The organism is Providencia sp. AGC89, from assembly GCF_053543535.1.
In genome coordinates this window covers 200,147-225,028 of sequence record NZ_JBIXLP010000068.1, presented here as the reverse complement: position 1 = coordinate 225,028, position 24,882 = coordinate 200,147, and the positions used below count along the sequence as shown (strand labels likewise).

Below are 24,882 nucleotides of genomic sequence, written 5' to 3'. Positions count from 1 at the left end.
TCTTTTGCCTTTTATTGAGTTATGACTTACTAACGCAAATATTCAACAAGACTATTTTCACCAAATAAATGCAATGCGCCCACGGCGACAACATAATTTCCATCAGGGAGCGCTTTGAGCTTCTTTCCCCAATCTGCATTACGTTGATTCATTAATACTTGATATGTCCCTTCGCTAAAGGTATTTGGGAGAATCGTTCGATTATTGGGTTGGTAATCTAGCCACCAACCTATCATGGTTTGCAGTAAACGTGCGTTTTCTCGCCAGTGAACCAGTGAGTCTTGTAATAACGTAAGCCCATTATTAGGCAAGGAAAGCAACAATTCAACTTGGGAATGGGTTCCCTCAAGCTCGATAATAGGTTTATTCTGCGATTGGGCACTGCGGAGTAATTGATAGTCTATGCCATAATGACCGCGCAAACCCAGTTCTTGGGCTTGTGTTGCTTGTAAGATCAATGCGATTTGCCATGAAGGTAGTGCGTCAAAGCGTTCAGGTGATTGGTGTATTTCTTGGCAAGACTGTAAGAAAAGACTGAACTCTTTATCAGTTAACCGCTGTTGGACTGGAGGTAGCTCAGTATTACCGTCAGAAAAAGGTGAGTGGGTATCAGTAATATCCGCTTCAACAATCAATGCATCTGCTTGGTTAAGTTTGTCTAATAGTACGCTAGATAAGGGAAACATATTTTCTGTTCCCATATGAATACTGCCCACTATGTGCAGTTTGAGGTGCTTTGATAGTCGAACATCAATGGCGGGATAAGGATAGACTGGCGCAGTTTCCATATGGAGCCAATTTTTTAAATTTTCGATAAGTTTTCCCATGTTCCCTACCCAATTCTTAGTTAGACAACTAGGTTAAACAATCTTTGGTCATTTTGCGAATGTTGAACGTCAATTGCGCATTTTTAGTGTGTTTGTCATTAAAAGTGATTAAATAAAGGGTGGATAAAACCGAGGAAATAATGCCTCTATAATAGAGGCATTATCAGTGATTAACTTTGCTTATTGATATTTTTAAACACGCTTAACAACGTAAATAAGCTAAAGGAACTAAATACCATTTCAATACCAATCAATGTTGTCAGTAAAGTGATTGACGTAATTGGGCCGTTTCCGATGAGTAAATAGGCGATAAAGAAATCTAAAAGACCAATAATAATTTGCAACCAACCGCTAGCGGAGCTGATTTGTTGGAAGCCAACATATAGCCGAATAACACCACCAATAATAAAAAGAGCGGCTACAAAAATGGCGAGAGCAATTAGACTTTGGAGCGGGTCTTTGATAAAGGAATAGCCAACAATGATATAGATTAGCCCAATAATAAAGCCAAATAAGCGTGACCACCCCGTGTAAATAACGGTGCTTAAGATGCTCACAATTGCGCCAACACCACCAATAATAAGCAAAACACCTAGTACTGTACTGACGGCGATACCAGATATCATTGGGTTAATAATACAAAAAATCCCACCTGCTAATAGTAAAAAAGATAATATTAACAAAATGGTGCGCTGTTTTTTAAACTCTTCACTAGCGAGTTTTGCGAGCTTATCACTATCAATATTAAGCATTTTGTACTCCAAATATTAAATAACGGGATATTTAACATTATAGACTTCGCTTTCAATTAATAACATATAAGATAATAAGATTTTACTGCATAAAGCATTTTCTGTGAGAATGGATAAAAGGAGAGGAAATCAATTTCCTCTCCTTACAGGGTTATTTCTCAGGTTTAAAGCGTAATAAGCGGTTGGCGTTACTGACCACGGTAATGGATGATAAGGCCATTGCTGCACCTGCAACGACAGGGTTAAGTAAAGTCCCCGTAATTGGGTATAAAATACCCGCCGCGATTGGAATGCCTAATGTGTTATAAACAAAGGCACCAAACAGGTTTTGTTTCATGTTACGCAGTGTTCCTTTTGAAATAGACACTGCATCGGCAACGCCATGTAAGCTTTGGCGCATTAAGGTAATGGATGCGGTCTCAATCGCGATATCACTACCGCCACCCATCGCAATACCAACGTCAGCTCGGGCTAGAGCAGGGGCATCATTGATACCATCACCGACCATCGCCACTTTGTGGCCTTTGGCTTGTAAGGCTTCGATTGCTGCTGATTTACCGTCAGGCATTACGCCGGCGATAACTTCATCAATACCCGCTTCTTTGGCTATCGCATTGGCGGTTACTGGGTTGTCGCCAGTTAACATGACTAAACGGAAACCTTGTTTATGTAAACGCGCCAGCGCACTTATGCTGTCTTCACGTAATGGGTCACGGATAGATAATAGTGCAGCGACTTTGCCATCCACCGCTAACATGACAGGTGTTACACCTTGAGTTGCTTGTTGATGCAATGTCTCTTCAATATCGCGGGTGTCGATATTATTTTGTGTTAACAGCTTTTGGTTGCCTAATAAAATGGTTTGCCCATTAATGATGGCGCTGACACCAAGGCCTGCGAGAGTCCTAAATTGCTCATTGGTTGGTAATGTTAAGCCTTTTGCTCGGGCTAATACCGCACGTGCTAATGGGTGATTAGAACCATTTTCCAATGAGGCCGCCAGTTGTAAGGCGGTATCTTGTTCATAACCATTAAATACATGGATATCGGTAACTTGTGGCATACCCTCAGTCAATGTACCTGTCTTATCGAATACTATGGTATCTAATTCACTGGCTTGTTGTAACGCATCTGCATCACGCACTAAGACACCAAATTCAGCAGCTCGACCTACGCCTGAAATAATGGACATAGGCGTCGCTAAACCTAAGGCACAAGGACAAGCAATAATAAGTACCGTGGTGGTAATGACCAGTGCGTAGGTAATTTGTGGGGCAGGGCCAACAAAGTACCAGATGGCACCTGAAATCAAAGCAATAGCCACGACGATAGGTACAAACACCGCAGAAATACGGTCAGCAAGTTGGCCGATTTGTGGTTTGCTGCTTTGTGCTTGGCGAACAAGATAAATAATACGAGCTAAGGTAGTTTGACTCCCCACAGCTGCTGCGCGAAATAGCACAGTTCCATCCTGAACTACAGTACCTGCATGGACTTGGTCACCCTTGCTTTTTTGCTGAGGGATTGGCTCACCAGTTAGCATTGCTTCATCTAGCCAGACTTCTCCTTCAATGATTTCACCATCGACAGGTACGCGGTCGCCCGTCGCTAAGCGTAACACCATCCCTTTTGTCACCTGCTCTAATGGCATATCCACTTCGCCTTGCTCTGTGACGACACGGGCAGTGGGGGGCGTTAAATCCAATAGCCTTTCGAGAGCTTTTGATGAACGCTGACGAGCACGTTGCTCTAGCGCATGGCCTAGGTTAATCAGACCGATAATCATTGCACTGGCTTCGTAATAAAGGTGCCTTGCCTGATCAGGAAACCACTCTGGCCAAATATTGACGACGATAGAGTAAAGCCAAGCTGCACCTGTTCCTAGTGCAACTAGGGTATCCATTGTGGCACTGCCATTTTTTAGGCTTTGCCATGCATTACGGTAAAAGTGGCCGCCTGCAAACACCATGACGGCAAGGGTTAACAGACCAATGGTTAGCCAAATAGTATGGTTTTGCTCAGTGAGCACCATATTATCGCCCATCATCCCCCAGACCATCACTGGGATACCAAGAGCGAGTGCTAACGCTGATTGCCAGCGAAAACGACGCATATTTCCCTGCGCCACTTCTTGCTGTCGTTCGCGGCGTTTTGCTTCATCTTGAATAATTTCAGCGCCATAACCGGCTTTTATGACGGCGTTAATCAGGTCTTCAGGGACTGCGGTTCCTGTAACTAACGCACTGCGTTCAGCTAAATTTACACGTGCATTCTCAACACCTGGGACGCTATTTAATGCTTTTTGCACTTTACTCACACAACTGGCACAAGTCATCCCGTCTAATAATAATTGAACACTGTCATCGGTTGGTGTTATGTTAGGTTGTTCATCTAAATCAGACTGCTGTGCCGGAATATCACATATTGCCGCTGAATCAGCTTCCGGCTGTTCAGTTTCTATCGTCAGCGGCTCAGTTTTTGGGGATTCAGAACCTTCTTGACTGAGGGATGCTTGATATCCTGCCCCTTCAATTGCACTAATTAGTGCATCAACGGAAGCATGACCGTGAACAACAGCCGATTTAGTATCAACTTCAGCACGTTCAACCCCCTCAACGGCTTCTAAAGCTTGTTGCGTTTTCGCTGCACATTTCATGCAACTTAAGCCAGAAAGAGCTAGTGTTGTTGTATTAGGTAGTGCAAGCTCCGCATGATAACCGGCTTGCTGAACCGCGCTAATTAAAGCTTGTGGATCAGCGGTTCCATAGACTTTTGCATGCGTGGTATCAACAATTGCGACGGCAACACCATCAACGGATTCAAGTGCTTGCTGGGTTTTACCTGCACATTTCATGCAGTTTAGACCGGAAAGCTGTAATTGTACGTCAGGGGTTGTTGCGACTGTAGCTTCATAGCCAGCGTCGGTGATTGTAGGAATAAAATCAGTTGCATCGGTATCACTGTCAAAAACAGCATAGTCGATGGTAACTTTAAGGTTAGCCACATCATCACGACTTTCCAATGCTTTAGTGACTGAACTGACGCAATGCATGCAGCTTAGCCCTTGTAATTTCAATATAACTTTATTACTCATTTTCCAGCCTCCAAACCCTTTTAGTAAATGGGTCTATAATTTTATCTTTAATTTGGTCTATAATTCGTCGATATGCAAAGGTTACACCTTCCAGCAAGGTTAAGGTCAAGAGGAATTATGAATATTAGTGAAATTGCCAAAAAAACTGGCCTAACTGCAAAAGCGATTCGTTTTTATGAAGAGAAAGGGCTAATTACTCCACCAGAAAGGGGGGAGAATAGCTACCGCTATTATCAAGAGAGGCACTTGAATGAACTTGTGTTACTCAAACAAGCAAAAGACGTTGGCTTTACACTGGATGAATGTGGCGAGCTGTTAGGGTTATTCCGTAACCCCAGCAGACATAGTGCGGATGTAAAAAGCACAACTATTGCTAAGATAAATGAAATAGAGCAGACAATCGTAAAATTGTCTGCTATTCGAGATACATTACAAGAGCTTGTCGATGTGTGCCCCGGGGATGATGGTGCTGACTGCCCAATTATTGACCATTTGGCGCGTAGTTGTTGTCACCTTCAGAAGGCTTAACTTTCAAAGTGATACCATCAACGGCAACGACGACCACTTCAGTGTTTACAGAAAGAGGGACGTCGCTATAAACACGCCAACTGCCATCGGCAAGGCGTATGCGGCTATAGCCCTCTTCAGTATCGGTTAATAAACGTGCTTTGAAGCCAACCAGTTGGTGACTAATTTGATTGACGTCATCGGCAGTCGTTTTCTTTCGCCCACTTAACCACTTACGCCATAAAACGGCAGACACAACCGTTAATACGGCGAATAAAATTCCTTGCCATTCCCAACCAAGAAATGGCAGTAACCAAGTGAGTAACCCGACGGCAACAGCGGCAATTCCTGACCATAGTAGATAACCGCCAGTACCAAGTAGTTCGGCAATTAGCAATAGCCCACCAAGACACAGCCAAAACCATGCCGGCTGAGCACTGATAAGCTCTATCATTCTGCGACCTGTTTTTTGGTATTGTTGGCTTTTTTACTTTCGCCGATCAGCTCTGTAATTCCGCCGATTGCTCCCATTAGATTGCTAGCTTCTAATGGCATCATAATCACTTTGCTATTTTCAGCGGAACCAATACTGGTTAGCGCATCAGTGTACTTCTGGGCAACGAAATAGTTAATCGCTTGCATATCCCCTGCGGCTATAGCATCGGACACCATTTGAGTCGCTTTCGCTTCGGCTTCCGCGGCTCTTTCCCGAGCTTCTGCTTGTAAGAAAGCAGACTGGCGTTCACCTTCTGCTTTTAGGATTTGGGATTGTTTTTCACCTTCGGCTTTTAAAATAGCCGCTTGACGAACCCCTTCAGCTTCCAAAATATCAGCACGCTTAGTCCGTTCAGCCTTCATTTGTGCATTCATCGCGCTGATAAGTTCTTTTGGTGGTTTGACATCACGAATTTCAATACGGGTGATTTTAACCCCCCAAGGGTTAGTTGCTTCATCAACGACATGTAATAAGCGAGTATTGATAGAATCACGTTGAGACAGCATTTCGTCAAGTTCCATTGAACCTAATACAGTACGAATATTGGTCATGGTTAAATTCAGTACGGATAACTCTAGATTACTGACCTCATAAGCTGCACGAACAGGGTCTACGACCTGAATAAAGCACACGGCATCGATAGTGACGTTGGCGTTATCCCGAGAAATGACTTCTTGAGATGGGATATCAAGGACTTGTTCCATCATATTAATACGACGGCCTATTTTATCCATAAATGGCACGATGATATGTAAGCCTGGTTGTAAGGTACGGGTGTAACGACCAAAGCGCTCTACAGTCCATTGGAAACCTTGAGGCACTGTTTTAACACAGGTAAAAACAATAACGATAGCGACAAAAATGATAATCGGTATTGCACCATAGGCGAACAAGTCCATATCGACCTCTTAATTAATAAAGTAATGAATAAACTTGGCGGCGATATTTACTTGCTAACGCATCGCCAGTACCCATTGCTGACATGATATCCATCATAGTTTTTTTAACGGCACCTTCACCAGCGCCCAAATCTTTACGTAAGAAGCCAAATAATAATTCCAGTGCTTCTTCATTACGGTTCACTTCATGGAGTTTTAATGCCAATTGTACCGCTAAATTTGTATTTTGTGGTTCTTGGTTAAATTCATCCTGCAATTGTTGAATTTCTGGGGTATCTGCAGCTTGTTTCAGCAATTCAATCTGAGCAACTAAACCTTGATAACGGCTGTCTTTATCTTGTAATGGAACACTATTCAGGGTGATTTGGGCATCATCAACTAAGTTTAAGCTAATTTGTGTTTCTGCCAATAATAGTGTGATGTCACTATTTTTAGGGTTAAGTTGGTTAGCTTCTTTTAATAATGGTAATGCTTCTTGTGCTTTACCTTCCGCGATTAGCTCCGCGGCTTGCGCCGCTTTCATTTCTTCTGGGCTAGGGAGTACCCGAGATAAAATTTCTAGCACAACCTCTTCAGGTTGTGGCCCTTCAAAGCCATCGACGGGGCGACCATTTTGCAATACATAGACGGTTGGGATTGCTTTTAAGCCAAATTGACCTGCAATCATTTGTTCTTCATCACAATTAACTTTAGCTAAAATAAATAAACCTGCATAGTCATTGGTGATTTTTTCCAACAGGGTACCAAAATCTTGGCAGTGTGGGCTGCGAGGGGACCAAAAATAAAACATGACAGGTAAGTTCATTGATTGTTCAATGACTTGATGCAGGTTAGTTTCGTTGATATCGATAATTTGAGCGTTAGCAAACATAAGGTATCTCTTTAGAATTTTTTAACATTAATAGTAGAGTGGGGCTGATTTTGCTTTTTTCAAGCCTTTTTCCCCTGATTTGCCAGTATTTTATCCATTAATTTGTCGGGTAGAATACGTTTAAGTATACGCACGGCAACGGTTAATAATGTGACTGAATAGCGTACTTTGGGGCGTGGGCTTTCTAAAGCATGGATTAGTTTCTCAACCACATGCTCTGGCGTTAATGTAAAGCGAGAAGCAATCCCTGGGTTTTGAATGGGTTTATCTTTTTGAGTTTGTTCGACATTTTGGGTAAATGCAGTATGAATAGGGCCGGGTTCAATTAAGCTGATAAATACACCGCTACCTTTTAGCTCTAATCGTAATGCATCTGACCAAGCTTCAAGGGCATATTTACTGGCTGCATAGGCCCCGCGGCCAGGGGTCGAAATAATGCCCATTACGGAGCTAGTTTGAATTATTCGGCCTTCATGGTGCTCTAGCATGGAAGGGAGTAATTGTAAGGTAAGCTGGTGGACACCAAAAAAGTTGGTGGAAAATTGCGCTTCGAGTTGCTCGCGACTAATGCTACTTAAAGGCCCATATACGCCAAACCCTGCGTTATTGAATAATCCGAAAAGCCGATGGTTACAGAGAGATAATACAGTTTGTGCCGCAGCATCTATGCTATTGTTATCATTAAGATCAAGGGAGACCGTGTCATAGCCAAGTGCTTGAAGGCGTAAAATATCGCTTTCTTTTCGACAAGCGGCAATAACATGGTAACCACGCTGGCGTAGGGTTTGTGCAGCACAAAAGCCAATACCACTCGATGCTCCGGTAACCAAGATTGATTTTTTGTTTCGTGCTGATGTTTGCATAACTTTACCTTGATTCCATGCAATTTAAATTATTTCGAGTATAAAAGAGGGCTTTTATACTCTGAGTTTAGCCATTATTTTACTGCTTAGGCGGTAAAATATGCGCAGAAAGTTGCTTTTCCATAAAATCAGCAATTGATGGTTGGGCTTCTACTGTAGGATGAATACCATCTTGTTGTATCCATTCAGGCTTTGTAATCACCGTTTCCATATAAAATGGTAATAAAGGTATTTTATTATTTTCAGCAAGTTTGGGATAAACTTTTTCAAAGCTTGTTGTATAACGTTTTCCATAATTGGGTGGAATACGAATTTGCATTAAGAGCGGTTTTGCACCAGATTGCTCTATTTGGTCGATAATTTGCTGTAAATTAGTTTCGAGATCCTCAACAGGGAGGCCTTGTAAGCCATCATTGGCACCTAATTCAATCAGAACCCAGTTTGGTTTGTTTTGTGTAAGTAAGGTAGAAAGGCGTTCAAGCCCTTGTGCTGAGGTATTCCCACTGATGCTGCCATTAATAACTGCAATGGGCGGTGACAGTTTCTGCCAACGGTCGGCAAGTAGCGAGGCCCAAGCCTGCTCAGCCGGTAAACGGTAGCCTGCACTCAGGCTATCCCCTAAGATCAATAACTTAGTCGACGCCAGTGCGTGTCCACTCGCGGTTAGTAACAGGAGAAAAACCAATATATGTCGGCGAATAATATTCTTGAAGTTCATCATCTCATTAAACGTGTTGGTCAAGGTGAACATGAACTGACTATATTGCAAGGTGTTGAGCTAATTGTCGAGCCCGGTCAAACAATTGCTTTAATTGGCGAGTCTGGATCTGGAAAATCGACCCTATTGGGGATCATCGCAGGCTTAGATGATGGTTCTAGTGGCACGGTTAGTTTACTAGGGCAAGAGCTAACCCGTATGGATGAAGAACAACGTGCGCGTTTACGTGCTGAAAGTGTCGGTTTTGTTTTCCAGTCTTTTATGCTTATTCCAACATTAAATGCGGTTGAAAACGTGCAGCTACCTGCCTTATTACGTGGTGAATCTGAATCAAAAAGCTACCAACAAGCCGCTGATTTACTGGCTGAATTAGGGCTAGGGAAACGCCTTAATCATATGCCGGCTCAGCTTTCAGGAGGGGAGCAGCAACGGGTTGCATTAGCTCGCGCTTTTAATGGGCGCCCGAAAATTTTGTTTGCAGATGAGCCAACGGGGAATTTAGACCGCCATACTGGGGATAAAATTGCTGATTTATTATTTGCTATGAATAAAGACCATGGCACAACCTTAATTTTAGTCACTCATGATAACGAATTAGCTGCTCGTTGCCAGCGTCGTTTACGGTTAGTTGATGGGCAATTGAGGGAAGAAATATGATTTGGCGTTGGTTTTGGCGTGAATGGAAAACACCATCGCTACTTATTGTTTGGCTTGCATTGACGCTTGCTGTTGCCTGCGTATTAGCGTTGGGGCGCATTAGTGATCGTATTGAAAATAGTATGAGTTACCAAAGCCGTGAGTTACTGGCTGGTGATTTAGTTTTACGTTCTTCACACCCCGCTGACCCAAAATGGTTGCAAGAAGCGAAAAATACAGGGCTACAGCTGAGCCAGCAGATTTCATTTTCGACGATGGCATATGCAACCGAAGATGAAGATGCAAGGCCGCAACTGGTACTAGTCAAAGCCGCAGATAACGCTTACCCACTCTATGGTGGGTTAGTAACTGAACCTGAAGGCTTACAGCCTAGACAAGGGCAGGTTTTAGTTGCACCACGGCTACTTGAGTTATTGGGACTTAAAGTTGGAGATAGCCTCGATATTGGTGATGCCACACTTAAAATTTCAGGTAAATTGCTCCAAGAACCTGATAGCGGTTTTAACCCATTTCAAATAGCGCCAAGGGTATTAATTGCGATTGAAGATGCACCATTAACAGGGGCAATTCAATTGGGGAGCCGTTTAACATATCGCGATATGTTTGCTGGTGATACCGACATGGTCAGCAGTTTTCAACAAAAATTTGATCAACAGCTCCGAAGTGACCAACGTTGGTATACTTTAAGTGAGAATAACGGGGCGGTCGGAAAAACCTTCCAGCGGGCGCAACAGTTCTTGTTACTGTCAGTTTTATTAACCTTATTGTTAGCCATTGCCGCGGTAGTGGTTTCTATGACCCATTATTGTCGCAGCCGTCACCAGTTAATAGCAGTGCTTAAAACCTTAGGTGCAGGGCGAAATGCGTTACGGAAATGGATTATTGGCCAATGGTTGGTGATCTTAATTGCTGCGGCACTACTCGGCTCATTATTAGGGTTGGCTTTTGAAGGCATTTTAATGCAAATCCTTGGGGCCATGTTACCGAAAGAACTTCCATCAGCAAGCTTAATGCCTTGGGTTTGGGCTGTAGGTACCCTATTTATTATTGCTATTATTGTTGGTAGCCGGCCTTATTACCAACTTATGGCAACTCAGCCTTCAAGGGTATTACGGGATGATGCTCAGTCTCCTGTTTGGCCACTATATTATTATTTACCTATCGTAGTATTCATTGTTGTTGGTGGTTTATTTATCTTTGCGGGGGTAAACCCACTGTTATGGTCGATTCTAGCAGGGATTGTGGTTGTTGCTATTTTATTGGCTTTAATTGGTTGGCTAGGGCTATGGGGGCTTCGACATATTAAATTCCGCCAGCTTAGCTTACGTCTTTCTGTGAGCCGGTTACTAAGGCAACCACTACAAACGATTACTCAGATGAGTGCATTTTCATTATCGTTTATGTTATTGGCGTTATTGATCTTAGTGCGCGGTGATCTTCTTGATCGTTGGCAGCAGCAACTTCCTGCGGATAGCCCTAATTATTTTTTGATCAACATGAATCACTCACAGCTTGAGCCTGTGACAAAATTACTTGCACAGTACCAAGTTAAACCGACAGAGTTTAACCCTGTGGTACTTGCACGCTTAACGGATATTAACGATCAATCTGCTATTGAATGGGCAGATGAGCGAGATCCCAATAATAATACGGTTAGGCGTGAATTAAGTTTAACATGGCAATCGGAATTAGCCCCTGCGAATGTAGTGGATGAAGGGACGTGGCCACCTAAAGCGGGTGAAGTTTCAATTGAACAGACGGTGGTTAAAGAGCTAGGTTTAAAAATCGGCGATAAACTTACTTTTAACGCAGGTGCTCAGGTGTTTTCGGCAACAGTAAGCAGTATTCGTACTGTTGATTGGGAAAGTTTACGGCCAAACTTCTATTTTATTTTTTCAGAAGAAACGTTATCGGCCATGCCAGCAACTTGGCTAAGTAGCTTCCATTACGAAGGCGATGGTCAGTTATTGACACAACTTAGTCGTCAGTATCCAACTATTAATGTCCTTGATACTGGGGCGATTATCACACAGATCCAGCAAATTCTTCAGCAAGTCAGCCAAGCTCTTGAAGTAATGGTTGTGTTGGTTATCTTCTGTGGAATACTGTTGCTATTAGCGCAGATCCAAGTGGGAATGAGCCAGCGTGAACGTGAGTTGGTTGTTTATCGCACCCTCGGTGCAAGTAAAAAACTGATGCGAAGAACACTGTGGAGTGAATTTGCTTTACTTGGTTTAATGGCGGGTCTTGCGGCTGCATTTGGCGCAGAAATCGCGTTATGGTTACTGCAAAGTAAAGTATTTGATTTTCCATGGCAACCCGAGTGGCGTATGTGGGTATTACTCCCTTTAAGTGCCGCCTTATTGTTATCTATTTGTGGCGGGTGGCTGGGGCTGCGTCTGGTTGGAACAGGAAACCAGCACAGGCGGCTACCAAATAGTTAACAGGGTGATTTTTAGCGTTAGGCGGTCTGTAATGCTAAAAGTTAACTTAAATAAAGGGGCAAGTATGAGTGCTGTTTGCTTGCCCTTAATCATAGTAGGCCGTTTGTTGGTGTCTCTAGTCAAATAACTGTCTTTAATTCATCACAAAATTGTCATTCACTATAGTTATGATTCCGCTGTCTATTATTGATGGTCATACAGTGGAAATATAACAATGCAATATAACAATTCTATTAAGCGTAAGTTCGGTTCTTTATCTTTGTTGGCAAGTTTAATTACTTTTAGCATTTCAGGGTTCGCTCAACAGGAAGTACCAGCAACGCTGGCTGGGCATTCTATTTTGCCTGTTGATTCAACGGTTTCAGCGCCACACAATGCGCCTTCAGGTTTACAAGTTAGCGGTAAATTTACTACGGGGACTCGTGTTGATACTCTCGGTAAAGTCGAAGGTAAATCTGCTGATCGACCAACAGGGATGTCTATTCCAATTAAAGGTCAACCGCGGCAAGGTCATTCAGGTATCAAGCATATGGCTGATGGTACTTATTGGGTTTTGACTGATAACGGCTTTGGTAACAAAGTAAATTCACCAGATTCTATGTTATATATCACGCAATATGATATTGATTTTAAATCAGGTAAAACGACACCATTGAAAACCGTTTTCTTCCATGACCCAAATAAAATTATTCCTTTTCATATTATTAATGAAGACTCAAAAGAACGTTATCTGACGGGGAGTGATTTCGACCCAGAAAGCTTTCAGTTTGCTGATGGTGCGTTATGGGTAGGTGATGAATTTGGCCCTTATTTAATCAAGATGGACCTTGATGGTAAAGTCTTGGCATTGTTTGAAACCCAAGTGAATGGGGAAAAAGTGATTTCTCCAGATCACTACCAAGTAACAACGCCAGGCAAACCATCTGATACAGTGGCTTTTCAAGTTAATCGCTCAAAAGGTTTCGAAGGGATGGCATCATCACCGGATGGCTCAAAATTATATCCGATGCTAGAAGGGGCAATTTGGGACGATAAAAAGCAAGACTATGAAAGTGTGGATGGTAAGCGAGCCGCTCGCATTTTGGAATTTGATGTCAAGAAACAAGGTTGGACAGGCAGAAGTTGGTTGTATGTCTTTGAAGATAACCAAAATGCGATTGGTGATTTCAATTTAATTGATGATACCCACGGTTTAATTATTGAGCGTGATAATGGCGAGGGGACAGCTGACAAGGCATGTGCAGCGGGTAGTAGTAAGACTGAAAATTGTTTTAGTCATTTAGCGAAATTTAAACGCGTATATCGCATTGAGTTCTCGGATAAAAATGTAGGCGGTGCGGTCGATAAGCAAGCATATATAGATTTGATGCAGATTAAAGACCCGAATAACCAAGCAAGAAAGGCGTTAAACGAGGGCGTATTTACCTTCCCATTCTTTACTATTGAAAATGTGGATATTGTGGATGATGAACATATTATTGTGGGGAATGACAATAATTTCCCATTCTCATCGAGCCGTGACCCTAATAAAGCGGATGACAACGAATTTATTTTACTGAAAGTCCCTGAGTTACTAAAACCTTAATTTATTTTATGCCACTTTAACACGATGTTGGGTGGCATAAACTGATACGCATGTGTTGATCCAATATCTGGTCTTTTAGCTTATTTTCCCTTGGTTTTAATCTTTCCCGAGCTAGAGTCTCGGGATTTTTTATTGGGTATTGAGTACAGGGGGCTTCATCATCAATGTTAGCAGTAAAATAACGACAACAGGGGCAGCAATAATTAAAAATGCTGGGGTGAAGCTGCCTGTAAAATCTTTTATTGCGCCGGCGATAAAAGGGGCCAAACAGGCAATAGTAGAAATTAAATTTACCACGGAAAACAATTCTAAATAAGGGCCACGACCAAAATAGTTAGACAGCAGAACACTCGATGCAAGGAAGGTCATACCATACCCAACACCGACACACAGTACGAATAAAATGAGCCATAACCAAGATGTCGCAATGCTTAGGAAAACCACGCCAAGTACCATAATGATTAGACTACCAATTAATAGTTTTTTAGGTTCTAACCATTCACCAGCAGCTCCACCAATAAACCTTGAGAATGCATTAACAAATGCCATTGTACTAAGTAATGAAACTGCAACGGTCATACCAAACCCGCGCTCCTCAATATGTGCCACGGCAAAGCTGTTGACAGTAATGCCACACCATAAAAAAGAGGTGTAGGTTGCTGCAATTAAATAAAATTGCCATGTACGCAGTGCTCTGCCGACAGTCCATACTTCAGCAGTACGATAAATGGGTTTATTGGCATCACTCACTTGTTTTTGCATCACTTTTTTTGCATGAGCTTGTTCTTGTTTGCCTTCGCGCAACATAAAAATCGTGATTAAAGTAACAATGCTCAGGTAAACGGCGCAAAGTACCCAATGCATACGCCATGAGCCGAGCTGATTAGAGGCATAAAAGTAGATCCATGGGCCTGCTACGCCACCTAACCCGCCTATGGTGAAATACATCCCAAAGGCGAGAGATTGTTTTTCAAATAACCGTGAGAGGACATAAGTCCCTGGAACGGTAGCCAGTAGGGTAAAACCTATCCCAATTAGTGCTGTGCCAAGAAAATAAGTACTGATGGTATGTGTGGAGTATAAGTTATAAAAACCCGTGATAAAGACCAATGTTCCCAACAGTAAAGTGGTGCGTACCCCCATTTTACGGATAAGAAGTGAAGGAAGAAAACTGGCGAGACCACAGGTTAACCCGAGTAAAGTAAAACCGAAGCCTGCTTCGCTCCAGCTCCATTTAAGTTCGCTTATCATCTCCGGTAGTACCACACCCAAAGAGGTAAAGGTTGTTGCGGTGGCTAAAAAGTAAACCAGCCCTAAAAGGATGAGAATGCACCATTGATAAAGCGGACTAAAAGGCTGCGAGGACATATTAACTCCGGTAATGCCGCACACCTTGAACCAGGATACGTATTGATTGGGTGACGGCCAAAAATAGCAGAATGCCCGAAAACATGTTCGGGCATCGATTAAGCGTTATTTTCGCTATTTATTGCTGAGAGTGCCAGTCTAATTTTGCATTTGCCCACTCAATACCACTTTTGTACTCATTTGGTAAAAGCGGAATTAGGCTATTAAGGGTTGAAATAAGTTGCTGGTAATCATTATGGGCTAAATTTAAATGACCAACTTTACGGGCAGGGCGTACTTCTTTTTCATACCAGTGTAGGTGAATAAGCGGTAGTTTAAGCCAGTCAAGGTTGATATTAGTGCCAATAAGGTTGACCATAACCGCAGGGCTATAAACCTCAGGGGATGGCATCGGCAAGTTTAAAATTGCCCTTAAATGTAATTCGAATTGGCTAATGGAGGCACCGTTTTGAGTCCAATGCCCACTATTATGAACGCGAGGGGCAATCTCATTGATAAGTAAGTTATCGCCAACCACGAAACATTCCATTGCCATGACACCGATATAACCTAATTCATCCATGACTGCACTTAACATCGCCTGCGCTTGCGCTTGTAATGGAGTAGCAGATTTAGGGAAAGCGACGCTGGTACGCAAGATCCCTTCTTGATGAAGGTTATGGGTGATTGGGTAGAAAACGGACTCCCCTGCTTGGTTGCGTGAGCCAATCACAGACACTTCGCCATCAAAGGGAATGCCTTGCTCAACGATGCACTCACCATAAATTTCTGCGGGCAATTGAGTTTCATCGCCGGGGCGCACTCTCCATTGCCCTCGGCCATCGTAACCGCCAGTTCTACGCTTGACGATGAGAAAGTCCCCTAACGTAGCGAATAGCTCAGGCCATTGTTCTGGTGACTCAAGCCGTGCCCAAGGCGCCGTTGCAAGCTGCAAGCTATCAAATAGGCTTTTTTGTGGGAACCTATCCGCTAGGCGTGGAAAAATATCACGATTAATAAAAGCGTTATGACGTGCGAGTTCTTTTGTTAATGGGGTTTCAGGCCAGCGTTCAATTTCCGCAGTGATCACGCTTTGTTGATAAGGAACCGCCTCAGGTTCCGCATCAAGGCCAACAGGAAAAACAGCGATACCTAATGGCTCGCCCGCTTGGCGAAGCATTCGGCCTAATTGGCCATTACCAAGAACGCAGACGGGCTTCATTAGGCTTCCCTCGGATCTGGGTTGTTTAACACATCATCAGTTTGCGTCGCACGCCATGCAGCGAGGCGATTGAAAACGACGGAGTCACTGATTGCGAGTACTTGAGCGGCTAATAAAGCCGCATTGGCAGCGCCTGCTTTGCCTATAGCTAAGGTCCCAACGGGGATCCCTTTGGGCATTTGTACGATAGAATAGAGGCTATCGACGCCACTGAGTGCAGCACTTTGTACAGGAACGCCAAATACAGGAACTAAGGTTTTCGCTGCTAACATACCCGGTAAATGAGCGGCTCCGCCAGCACCGGCAATAATCACATCAAAGCCATTTTCTTTCGCATTTTCAGCGAAAGAAAACAGTTTGTCTGGGGTGCGGTGTGCTGAGACTATTTCGACATGAAAAGGGAGTTGGAGCTCGGTTAACACATCAGCAGCATGCTGCATGGTTGTCCAGTCACTTTTCGAACCCATAACAATGGCGATTTTTGCCGCAGATTGATCAGAAGCTTGGGCAGTCATTTGGTGCTTTCCTGTATTGAAAAAAACGTCACCCGAAGGCGGAGAATTGAATTGTGCCGATCATATCACGACAAAGCAGCAAGGAAAACGTTTGCGTGATTAATAAATAGGCAATCAGTTGTGTTTACAACCAAGAAGTTGCAGAAGCGTTATTCGAATGGGAAGAAAATGAGTTCGATACCTTGTTGATTGATAACAAAGGCAGAACCTTCATGATGCCATGCACCTAACACGCCACGAAAATGAACTTTACCACCAATATTGATTTCATGAATAGCAGGGCGGTGGGTATGACCGTGGATCATCCATTGGGCTTGGTGCCTTTTTAGTGCGTCAATAACCGCTTGAGGATTAACATCCATGATGGATTCTGCTTTCATACTGCTTGCATACTGGCTATTTTGGCGCATTTTTTGGGCAATGCGGCGGCGAATAAATAAGGGAAGTGCAAGAAAAATACGTTGAACCCATGGAGTATGGACTTTTTTACGGTAGTTTTGATAAGCGGCGTCATCAGTGCATAAAGTATCACCGTGTAAAATCAAAATGCGATTACCATAAAGTTCCAGCAATGTTTCTTGGGGCAAAATAGTCATGCCACATTGTTTGGCGTAACGTTTACCCATCAAAAAATCCCGATTTCCGTGAATGAAATAGCAAGGGACTCCCTGACTTGTCAGTGTTTTTAATTCGTTAGCAACAAGTTGATGAAGCGGGCCTTGATCATCATCACCCACCCAATAATTAAAAAAATCACCGAGGATATACAGGCTATCGGCGTGGATGGCTTGCTGTTGAATAAAATTAATAAAACCGGCGGTGATCGCCGGTTCATCTTCACTCAAATGCAAATCTGCAATGATATAAGTGGACATGCGCTCAGGCTTACTCGCTAACTGTCACTTTCTCAATGATTACATCTTCACGAGGAACGTCTTGGTGGAACCCACTGCGACCAGTCGATACCCCTTTGATTTTGTCGACAACGTCCATGCCTTCAACAACCTCTGCAAATACGCAGTAACCCCAGCCATCAGGGCGCTCTGAGCGGAAGTTTAAGAAGTCATTATCAACAACGTTAATAAAAAATTGTGCGGTTGCAGAATGTGGGTCGTTGGTACGAGCCATTGCTAATGTACCACGGCTGTTTTTGACACCGTTGTTAGCTTCATTTTTGATAGGAGCTTTAGTGTTTTTCTGTTCCATGCCGGGCTCAAAACCACCACCTTGGATCATGAAACCATTAATAACACGATGGAAAATGGTATTATTGTAGAAACCTTCACGACAATAAGTTAAAAAGTTTTCGACTGTGACGGGGGCTTTATCGTCAAAGGTTTTGATAACAATGTCACCGTGATTGGTATGAAATGTAACCATAATAGCTATCCTGAATAATTGTTTTTTATGCGCTATCTTGCGAAAGCGTTGAGATCAGCAAGTTTATATCACAGATAAAACCTGACTTGAAGCAGCAGTACGCATTGTAGCTGTTTTATAGCATAATAGGTGCGTCTTAAATACAATGAAAAAACCGATAGTAAAGGTAGGTTAAACCCTTGCATTCTTAAGGTGAACGGGGTTCAATAACATGATATTTTATCGATAGAAATCGATAATCATTTTTCAAATAAAATGGAAAAGTTCAGATGCTGCAAATTTTTAATACACTAAGTCGCCAAAAAGAAGAGTTTAAGCCCATCCACGCAGGTAAGATTGGGATGTATGTGTGTGGCATCACTATCTACGACTTGTGTCATATCGGTCATGGCCGTACATTTGTAGCGTTTGATGCAATTAGCCGTTATTTACGTTATTTAGGTTATGACTTGAATTATGTTCGTAATGTGACTGATATTGACGATAAAATCATTAAACGTGCGGCGGAAAATAATGAAAGCGTTGAAGCGCTGACAACGCGTATGCTGGCTGAAATGCATAAAGATTTCGATGCTTTAAATATCTTGCGCCCAGACAGCGAGCCACGTGCAACACGTCATATTAGTGAAATTATTGAATTAACCCAAAGTTTAATTGAACGTGGACACGCGTATGTTGCAGGTAATGGCGATGTCATGTTTGAGGTAAAAACTGACCCGAATTATGGCTTATTGTCGCGCCAAGATTTAGAACAACTGCAAGCGGGTGCACGCGTTGAAGTTGCGGATGTTAAACGAAATCCAATGGATTTTGTGTTGTGGAAAATGTCCAAACAAGGTGAACCTAGTTGGGAGTCACCTTGGGGGTTAGGTCGCCCAGGCTGGCATATTGAATGTTCCGCGATGAATAGCAAAACGTTAGGTAACCATTTTGATATTCACGGTGGGGGCTCTGACTTAATGTTCCCACACCATGAAAACGAAATTGCACAATCTACCTGTGCCCATGATGGCCCATATGTTAATTATTGGATGCACTCAGGGATGGTGATGGTCGATAGAGAGAAAATGTCTAAATCTCTCAATAACTTTTTTACTATTCGTGATGTGCTTGAGTATTACGATGCAGAAACGGTACGTTATTTCTTGTTATCTGGTCATTATCGTAGCCAACTCAATTATACCGAAGAAAATTTAAAGCAGGCTCGTACAGCACTTGAGCGCATGTATACCGCATTACGAGGCACCGATAAATCAGCTGTACCAGCTGGTGGTGAAGAATTTAAAGCTCGTTTTATTGAAGCGATGAATGACGATTTTAATACTCCAGAAGCCTATTCTGTATTGTTTGATATGGTACGTGAAGTAAACCGCTTGAAATCAGAAGATATGTCAGCGGCCAATGGGATGGCGGCACAACTTCGTGAGCTAGCCGGTGTTCTAGGTTTGTTAGAACAAGACCCAGAAAGCTTCCTAAAAGGTGGCGCACAGACTGAAGATGATGGGGAAGTGGCAAAAATTGAGGCATTAATTCAACAACGTTTAGATGCGCGTCAGAATAAAGATTGGGCACAAGCGGATGCGGCGCGTGATGAACTTACTGCAATGGGGGTAGTGTTGGAGGATGGTGCGGCTGGCACTACGTGGCGTCGCAAATAATACGCGTCATATTTCGCGCTGTGGCGGTGTTGCCATCACTTGGCTACTTGGGTCACATACTTTTGTATGCTCCCCAAGTTATCCGCGTTCGGCGCCTAGCCACAACACGAACTATTTAGCGTATTAATAAGTGTTAATTTCACGCTGTGGCGGTGTTGCCATCACTTGGCTACTTGGGTCACATACCTTTGTATGCTCCCCAAGTTATCCGCGTTCGGCGCCTAGCCACAACACGAACTATTTAGCGTATTAATAAGTGTTAATTTCAAGCTGTAGCGGTGTTGCCATCACTTGGCTACTTGGGTCACATACCTTTGTATGCTCCCCAAGTTATCCGCGTTCGGCGCCTAGCCACAACACGAACTATTTAGCGTATTAATAAGTGTTAATTTCAAGCTGTAGCGGTGTTGCCATCACTTGGCTACTTGGGTCACATACCTTTGTATGCTCCCCGAGTTATCCGCTTTCGGTGCCTAGCCACAACACGAACTATTTAGCGTATTAATAAGAATCAACTTCACGTTGTGGCGGTGTTGCCATCACTTGGCTACTTGGGTCACATACTTTTGTATGCTCCCCAAGTTATCCGCGTTCGGCGCCTAGTCACAACACGAACTATTTAGCGTATTAATAAGTGTTTATTTCACGCTGTGGCGGTGTTGCCATCACTTGGCTACTTGGGTCACATACTTTTGTATGCTCCCCAAGTTATCCGCGTTCGGCGCCTAGCCACAACACGAACTATTTAGCGTATTAATAAGTGTTAATTTCACGCTGTGGCGGTGTTGCCATCACTTGGCTACTTGGGTCACATACTTTTGTATGCTCCCCAAGTTATCCGCGTTCGGCGCCTAGTCACAACACGAACTATTTAGCGTATTAATAAGTGTTAATTTCAAGCTGTAGCGGTGTTGCCATCACTTGGCTATTTGGGTTAGGTAGTTTTATCTCCCCGTTTTTCTTTTGTTCTAGATAAACGCCCCCCAATTAAGGGGGGAATAAGACTACCAACAGGGACTAGGAATGGAACTTAAATTGGTATGACTAAGCGATACTTGCCATTTCTTGTTGAGCTTCTTTAGGGGTTGCTTTTTTGACAATGGCATAAAGCACACCTGAAACCACTGTGCCAACTACTATCGCGAATAAATACATCAATACATGATTAATGGCTCCGGGTATTAACAGCACAAATAGACCCCCGTGAGGTGCCATCAACTGAATACCAAAGTACATGGATAACGCTCCAGTTATTGCGCCACCAATGATACAAACAGGGAGAACACGGATAGGGTCTTTTGCTGCAAAGGGAATGGCTCCTTCAGAAATAAAGCATAATCCTAGAACAAATGAAGCTTTGCCTGCCTCACGTTCCGCTGGAACAAATTTATGACGAGCCAAAAAGGTTGCAATACCCATTGCAAGAGGGGGAACCATTCCTGCTGCCATAATCGCTGCCATTGGCGCATAAGTTTGTGAACTTAACAGTCCCACACCAAAAGCATAGGCAGCTTTATTGACCGGGCCTCCCATATCAGTGCACATCATTGCACCGAGAATCGCCCCTAAGATCACGGCATTGGTGGTTCCCATCGTATTTAGCCAGTTTGTTAGCCAATCCATTAACCAAGCGACGGGATGCCCTATTACATAGATCATGGCTAGGCCGGTCACTAAGGTAGAAATTAGTGGCACGATTAAAATTGGTTTTAGTGCCTCCATTGTTTGCGGTAATTTTAATCGAGTACTAATAAAATGAGCACTGTAACCCGCAAGGAAGCCAGAAATAATCCCACCTAAGAACCCAGCACCTAAAGTGGTTGCAAGTACACCGCCGACTAGACCTGGCGTTAAACCAGTCCTATCAGCAATAGAGTAGGCGATATAACCGGATAGCACTGGCACCATCAACGCGAGAGCTGTTTGTCCACCAATTAGGCTAAGTGCCCAAGCCAGTGACCCTTCAATGTTGGAAGCGTCCAAACCAAAAGCAAATGACAGTGCGGTGCACAGACCTCCGGCAACAACCATCGGAAGCATATAAGACACTCCAGTGAGTAAGTGTTTATATATTCCACGTTTTTCATTGGTTTTATGTGATTGCGAGGAGGGGGTTCCACATTGTGGCGTGAATAGACTCGCTTCTTCTATAGCTTTATCCATTACTTGAGCTGTTTTTTTCAATGCCGCACTGGTGGAGGTGCGGTACATTTTTTTCCCCGCAAATTTATCAACATTGACTTCAATGTCTGCCGCGACGATAACAAGATCGGCCCGTTCTATTTCTTCTGGTGTAATTTCGTTTCCTACACCGACGGAACCTCGAGTTTCTACTTTTATATGCCAGCCACGTTTTTTGGCTTCAGTTTCAAGAGCTTCTGCTGACATATAGGTATGTGCAACCCCTGTAGGGCAGGCGGTAACTGCCAGAACAGATAGAGGAGATGAATGAGAAGGTGCTGAAGCATTTTCTGTTAAGAATATAGCTTGGCTAAGAGCTGCTGAAAGAAATTCAGCAGGTTGCCTAATTGCGTGCTCAGGAAGGCCAAAATAAACTTTTTTATCGATGCAAGGAAAGTTATCAGGTAGTTGATTTTCAAAACAAATGATAATATCGGCATCTGAAAGTTGTTCTGTAAACGTAATATTTTGGCTAGCAGATATTTTTTTTAAGGCATCAATAGCCAGCCAGACAATAGCAGGACCTTGTTGATGACTCGGAGCGATTAGTATTTTCATCATGTTTACCCTTATTCTACTGTAAACGGCTGTAAGTCAATTTGAGCCATCATGCGTGCAAGTTGAGCTCTGTTAGTAACACCAACATTAGGTTGTGAGACTGCGAGTGCGGATACCGCTGTAGCAAGACGTAAGGTATGTTCACTAGTTTGGCTCATTAATAAGCCATAGATTAGCCCGCCAACCATGGAGTCTCCGGCACCAACAGTACTGATAACTTCGCATTTAGGTGGTTTTGCAAACCAAGCCCCTGATGCGTTAACCCACATAGCACCTTCTTCACCCAAAGAAACGACAACATGGGCAATACCTTGCTGCCGGAGCTGATTCGCGGCCTCAACAATTTCTTGATGGGTAGATAGTGCTCTGCCTGCCCAAATTTCTAATTCACGGTGATTGGGTTTGACTAGCCAAGGTAATGCTTTTAAGCCTGCGACAAAGGCTTCGCGACTACTATCAAAAATCACACACATGCATTGTTCACGCAGGCGGCGCATCCATTGGGTAAAATCATTTAAGTCGACGCCTTGAGGTAAACTTCCGCTAACACAAATCATATCGAATTGCCCAGCCCAGCTTAGTGAGTCTGTTACGAAACGCTGCCAATCTGCTTTGGTAATGCTAAAACCTGAAAAATTGAAATCAGTCACAGACCCAGCTTGCTCTGTGAGTTTCACATTAATTCGTGTACGTCCTTCAACGACTTGGAAGCGATTCGCGATACCCGTTTCACTAAAGACTTTTTGAAAGCCATCTTGGTTTTCTTTTCCTAAAAAACCACCGACGGTGACATCAATATCTAAATTTTTAAGTACTTTGGCGACATTGATCCCTTTTCCTGCTGCGTGAAGACCTGCAGTTTTAACTAAATTCACATCACCACGATGGATATCAGTTAACAGACCAACTAAGTCATAAGCTGGGTTTAAAGTGATAGTTGCAACTCTTCTACTCATGGAATTTGTTCTCCAAGTCCGGAATTAATGGCTTCGCCAATCGTGCTTATCGCTTGCTGTGCATCAACTCCTTCTGCGTGAATTCGTAAACGATGGCCACATTTAGCGCCTAAACTGACTATTTTCATTAAACTACGCCCATTAACAGGTACTGCTGTCCCATCAAGGTTACTGACGGTGATTGTGCTTTCGAATTTTTTAATAGTGCTGACTAACAGGGTACTTGGACGAGTATGCAAGCCATGTGGATTCATAATGGTAAAATCTTGAGTGATCCCAGACTGGCTTGGTTCTATAAGTGAATCGGAGGGGGAAGGGGAGTTTGTGTTTTGTTCATTTGTAAAGCGTGAAACTAAAGAGTTAACGTTATCATTTTTTAAAATATGACTGATTTGTTGGTTTTGTAATAACTGACTTACTTTTGATAGAAATGACTCAACTTGGTTATTCGCATAAGAAATGGTGATTAAGGCTTTGACTGGATGCTCTTGAAAATGAAAGGTGTTTTTGGCGACCGATAACGCAATACCATTTTGAATGTTCCCAACAGGGCTATCACTTAGCCAAATACCTTGTCCAAGGTAATAAGGTGTTTCAGTGAGCACTTGCGTAATAAAGTCAGTACTCACTATTTGGGCATTTTGTAGGTTAATAATATTTTGTATTTTCAGTGTATTAATATTATCTGCATGGGCATTAATAGTAACCATCGTATCGTCAAATTTTAATGGCTGAATTTGGCTTTCTCCCATTAATAATTGCTTTAGTGCTTTAGGTGTATTTGCCTTTACCATTGCTTGCGCAATATTTTCATCACTAATAACGTGGGTCAATTGGCGAAGCAATTCTAAATGTTCATTAGATTGAGCTGCAATACCAATGACAATGTAAGCAGTTTGCCCATCGCCCCATTCAACACCATGAGGAAATTGGAATACAGAGAAACCCGTTTTTAATACTTGGTCTCGAGTGTCTGTTGTCCCATGAGGAATAGCAATCCCATTGCCTAAAAAAGTGGGGGCTTGCAGTTCTCGATTAAGCATCCCTTTTACATAACCACTTTTAACATAACCTGAGTTTTCTAATGCTAGAGCCACTTGTTCAATGGCACTCTTTTTGTCAGTTGCTGATGCAGCAAGATGGATATCATTAATTGATAGGCTAAACATAATTTCTCCTGATTATTTAGTGATAACCGGACCAGCCAGAAAGAATGCTTACGAGCAGATCTGATTGTTTGTTAATCATGTTATCGTTAACAACGATAGCTGAATCGTTTAGTCTTGTCTATGGAATAGAAGAAAATTATGTTGAAATTGAGATCTAAGTTAAATTTTTTAACTTAAATAAAT

21 protein-coding genes are annotated in these 24,882 nt (G+C 42.9%); 5 read left to right on the top strand and 16 right to left on the bottom strand.

The genetic code is table 11. The features are described 5' to 3' along the window. Positions 1-29 precede the first annotated feature (29 nt). The 3 genes from ACIPUA_RS14735 to copA all read right to left on the bottom strand — a co-directional run bounded on the left by ACIPUA_RS14735 (position 30) and on the right by copA (position 4,673). Complete coding sequence (locus tag ACIPUA_RS14735; protein WP_048608060.1) at positions 30-827, bottom strand: TraB/GumN family protein; 798 nt, start codon at positions 825-827, stop codon at positions 30-32. A gap of 170 nt (positions 828-997) precedes the next feature. Further along, positions 998-1,579: an HdeD family acid-resistance protein gene (locus ACIPUA_RS14730; protein ID WP_042848118.1), complete on the bottom strand. Its 582-nt coding sequence runs from the start codon at positions 1,577-1,579 to the stop codon at positions 998-1,000. Between the two features lie 151 nt (positions 1,580-1,730). Beyond that, positions 1,731-4,673: a copper-exporting P-type ATPase CopA gene (copA, locus tag ACIPUA_RS14725; RefSeq protein ID WP_042848116.1), complete on the bottom strand. Its 2,943-nt coding sequence runs from the start codon at positions 4,671-4,673 to the stop codon at positions 1,731-1,733. Between the two features lie 117 nt (positions 4,674-4,790). Between copA and cueR the strand changes: the two genes are divergently transcribed. Next, complete coding sequence (gene cueR / locus ACIPUA_RS14720) at positions 4,791-5,201, top strand: Cu(I)-responsive transcriptional regulator (RefSeq protein WP_042848115.1); 411 nt, start codon at positions 4,791-4,793, stop codon at positions 5,199-5,201. Here the strand turns inward: cueR and ACIPUA_RS14715 are convergent. From ACIPUA_RS14715 to tesA, 5 genes are all read right to left on the bottom strand, one after another. After that, entirely contained in the window at positions 5,155-5,634 is a 480-nt protein-coding gene (locus ACIPUA_RS14715) for an NfeD family protein (RefSeq protein WP_042848113.1), read from the bottom strand. The two genes, cueR and ACIPUA_RS14715, sit on opposite strands and share 47 nt — an antisense overlap. Beyond that, complete coding sequence (locus ACIPUA_RS14710; RefSeq protein WP_042848111.1) at positions 5,631-6,575, bottom strand: SPFH domain-containing protein; 945 nt, start codon at positions 6,573-6,575, stop codon at positions 5,631-5,633. Before ACIPUA_RS14710 ends, ACIPUA_RS14715 begins: the two co-directional genes overlap by 4 nt. 13 nt (positions 6,576-6,588) lie before the next feature. Continuing rightward, the gene (locus ACIPUA_RS14705) at positions 6,589-7,446 is read right to left on the bottom strand and encodes a co-chaperone YbbN (protein WP_042848109.1); all 858 of its coding nucleotides are present in this window, start codon (positions 7,444-7,446) and stop codon (positions 6,589-6,591) included. A 59-nt stretch (positions 7,447-7,505) separates the two neighbouring features. Continuing rightward, entirely contained in the window at positions 7,506-8,309 is an 804-nt protein-coding gene (locus tag ACIPUA_RS14700; RefSeq protein ID WP_042848107.1) for an SDR family oxidoreductase, read from the bottom strand. Between the two features lie 79 nt (positions 8,310-8,388). Continuing rightward, on the bottom strand, positions 8,389-9,030 hold the full coding sequence (tesA, locus tag ACIPUA_RS14695) for a multifunctional acyl-CoA thioesterase I/protease I/lysophospholipase L1 (protein ID WP_042848104.1): 642 nt from the start codon (positions 9,028-9,030) through the stop codon (positions 8,389-8,391). Between tesA and ybbA the strand changes: the two genes are divergently transcribed. The 3 genes from ybbA (at position 8,998) to ACIPUA_RS14680 (ending at position 13,713) form a co-directional block, all read left to right on the top strand. Then, positions 8,998-9,684 carry a putative ABC transporter ATP-binding protein YbbA gene (ybbA, locus tag ACIPUA_RS14690; protein WP_042848102.1) on the top strand — a complete coding sequence of 229 codons (687 nt, stop codon included), beginning with the start codon at positions 8,998-9,000 and terminating at the stop codon, positions 9,682-9,684. The two genes, tesA and ybbA, sit on opposite strands and share 33 nt — an antisense overlap. Further along, positions 9,681-12,128, top strand: coding sequence for a putative ABC transporter permease subunit YbbP (gene ybbP / locus ACIPUA_RS14685; protein ID WP_048608057.1), 2,448 nt, complete (start codon positions 9,681-9,683; stop codon positions 12,126-12,128). Before ybbA ends, ybbP begins: the two co-directional genes overlap by 4 nt. Before the next feature lie 214 nt (positions 12,129-12,342). Beyond that, positions 12,343-13,713, top strand: coding sequence for an esterase-like activity of phytase family protein (locus ACIPUA_RS14680; RefSeq protein WP_166685774.1), 1,371 nt, complete (start codon positions 12,343-12,345; stop codon positions 13,711-13,713). Positions 13,714-13,842: 129 nt separating this feature from the next. On the opposite strand, the gene ACIPUA_RS14675 is transcribed toward ACIPUA_RS14680, so the two are convergent. The 5 genes from ACIPUA_RS14675 to ppiB form a co-directional block, all read right to left on the bottom strand. Further along, positions 13,843-15,081: an MFS transporter gene (locus tag ACIPUA_RS14675; RefSeq protein WP_129466313.1), complete on the bottom strand. Its 1,239-nt coding sequence runs from the start codon at positions 15,079-15,081 to the stop codon at positions 13,843-13,845. Positions 15,082-15,199: 118 nt separating this feature from the next. Then, complete coding sequence (gene purK / locus ACIPUA_RS14670) at positions 15,200-16,282, bottom strand: 5-(carboxyamino)imidazole ribonucleotide synthase (RefSeq protein ID WP_181468693.1); 1,083 nt, start codon at positions 16,280-16,282, stop codon at positions 15,200-15,202. Then, positions 16,282-16,797, bottom strand: coding sequence for a 5-(carboxyamino)imidazole ribonucleotide mutase (gene purE / locus ACIPUA_RS14665; protein ID WP_449059817.1), 516 nt, complete (start codon positions 16,795-16,797; stop codon positions 16,282-16,284). The genes purK and purE overlap by 1 nt, the downstream gene beginning before the upstream one ends. A gap of 149 nt (positions 16,798-16,946) precedes the next feature. Further along, on the bottom strand, positions 16,947-17,672 hold the full coding sequence (gene lpxH / locus ACIPUA_RS14660; RefSeq protein ID WP_042848091.1) for a UDP-2,3-diacylglucosamine diphosphatase: 726 nt from the start codon (positions 17,670-17,672) through the stop codon (positions 16,947-16,949). 10 nt (positions 17,673-17,682) lie between these two features. Further along, complete coding sequence (gene ppiB / locus ACIPUA_RS14655; protein WP_042848090.1) at positions 17,683-18,177, bottom strand: peptidylprolyl isomerase B; 495 nt, start codon at positions 18,175-18,177, stop codon at positions 17,683-17,685. 269 nt (positions 18,178-18,446) lie between these two features. Here ppiB and cysS point away from each other — a divergent pair, with 269 nt between their 5' ends. Beyond that, complete coding sequence (cysS, locus tag ACIPUA_RS14650) at positions 18,447-19,835, top strand: cysteine--tRNA ligase (protein WP_042848089.1); 1,389 nt, start codon at positions 18,447-18,449, stop codon at positions 19,833-19,835. 1,044 nt (positions 19,836-20,879) lie between these two features. Here the strand turns inward: cysS and fruA are convergent. From fruA to fruB, 3 genes are read right to left on the bottom strand one after another with little or no spacing between them, the layout of a single operon-like run. Beyond that, positions 20,880-22,574: a PTS fructose transporter subunit IIBC gene (gene fruA, locus ACIPUA_RS14645; protein ID WP_071548522.1), complete on the bottom strand. Its 1,695-nt coding sequence runs from the start codon at positions 22,572-22,574 to the stop codon at positions 20,880-20,882. Between the two features lie 11 nt (positions 22,575-22,585). Then, positions 22,586-23,530, bottom strand: coding sequence for a 1-phosphofructokinase (fruK, locus tag ACIPUA_RS14640; RefSeq protein ID WP_042845343.1), 945 nt, complete (start codon positions 23,528-23,530; stop codon positions 22,586-22,588). Continuing rightward, positions 23,527-24,699, bottom strand: coding sequence for a fused PTS fructose transporter subunit IIA/HPr protein (gene fruB / locus ACIPUA_RS14635; protein WP_071548521.1), 1,173 nt, complete (start codon positions 24,697-24,699; stop codon positions 23,527-23,529). Before fruB ends, fruK begins: the two co-directional genes overlap by 4 nt. Positions 24,700-24,882 lie beyond the last annotated feature (183 nt).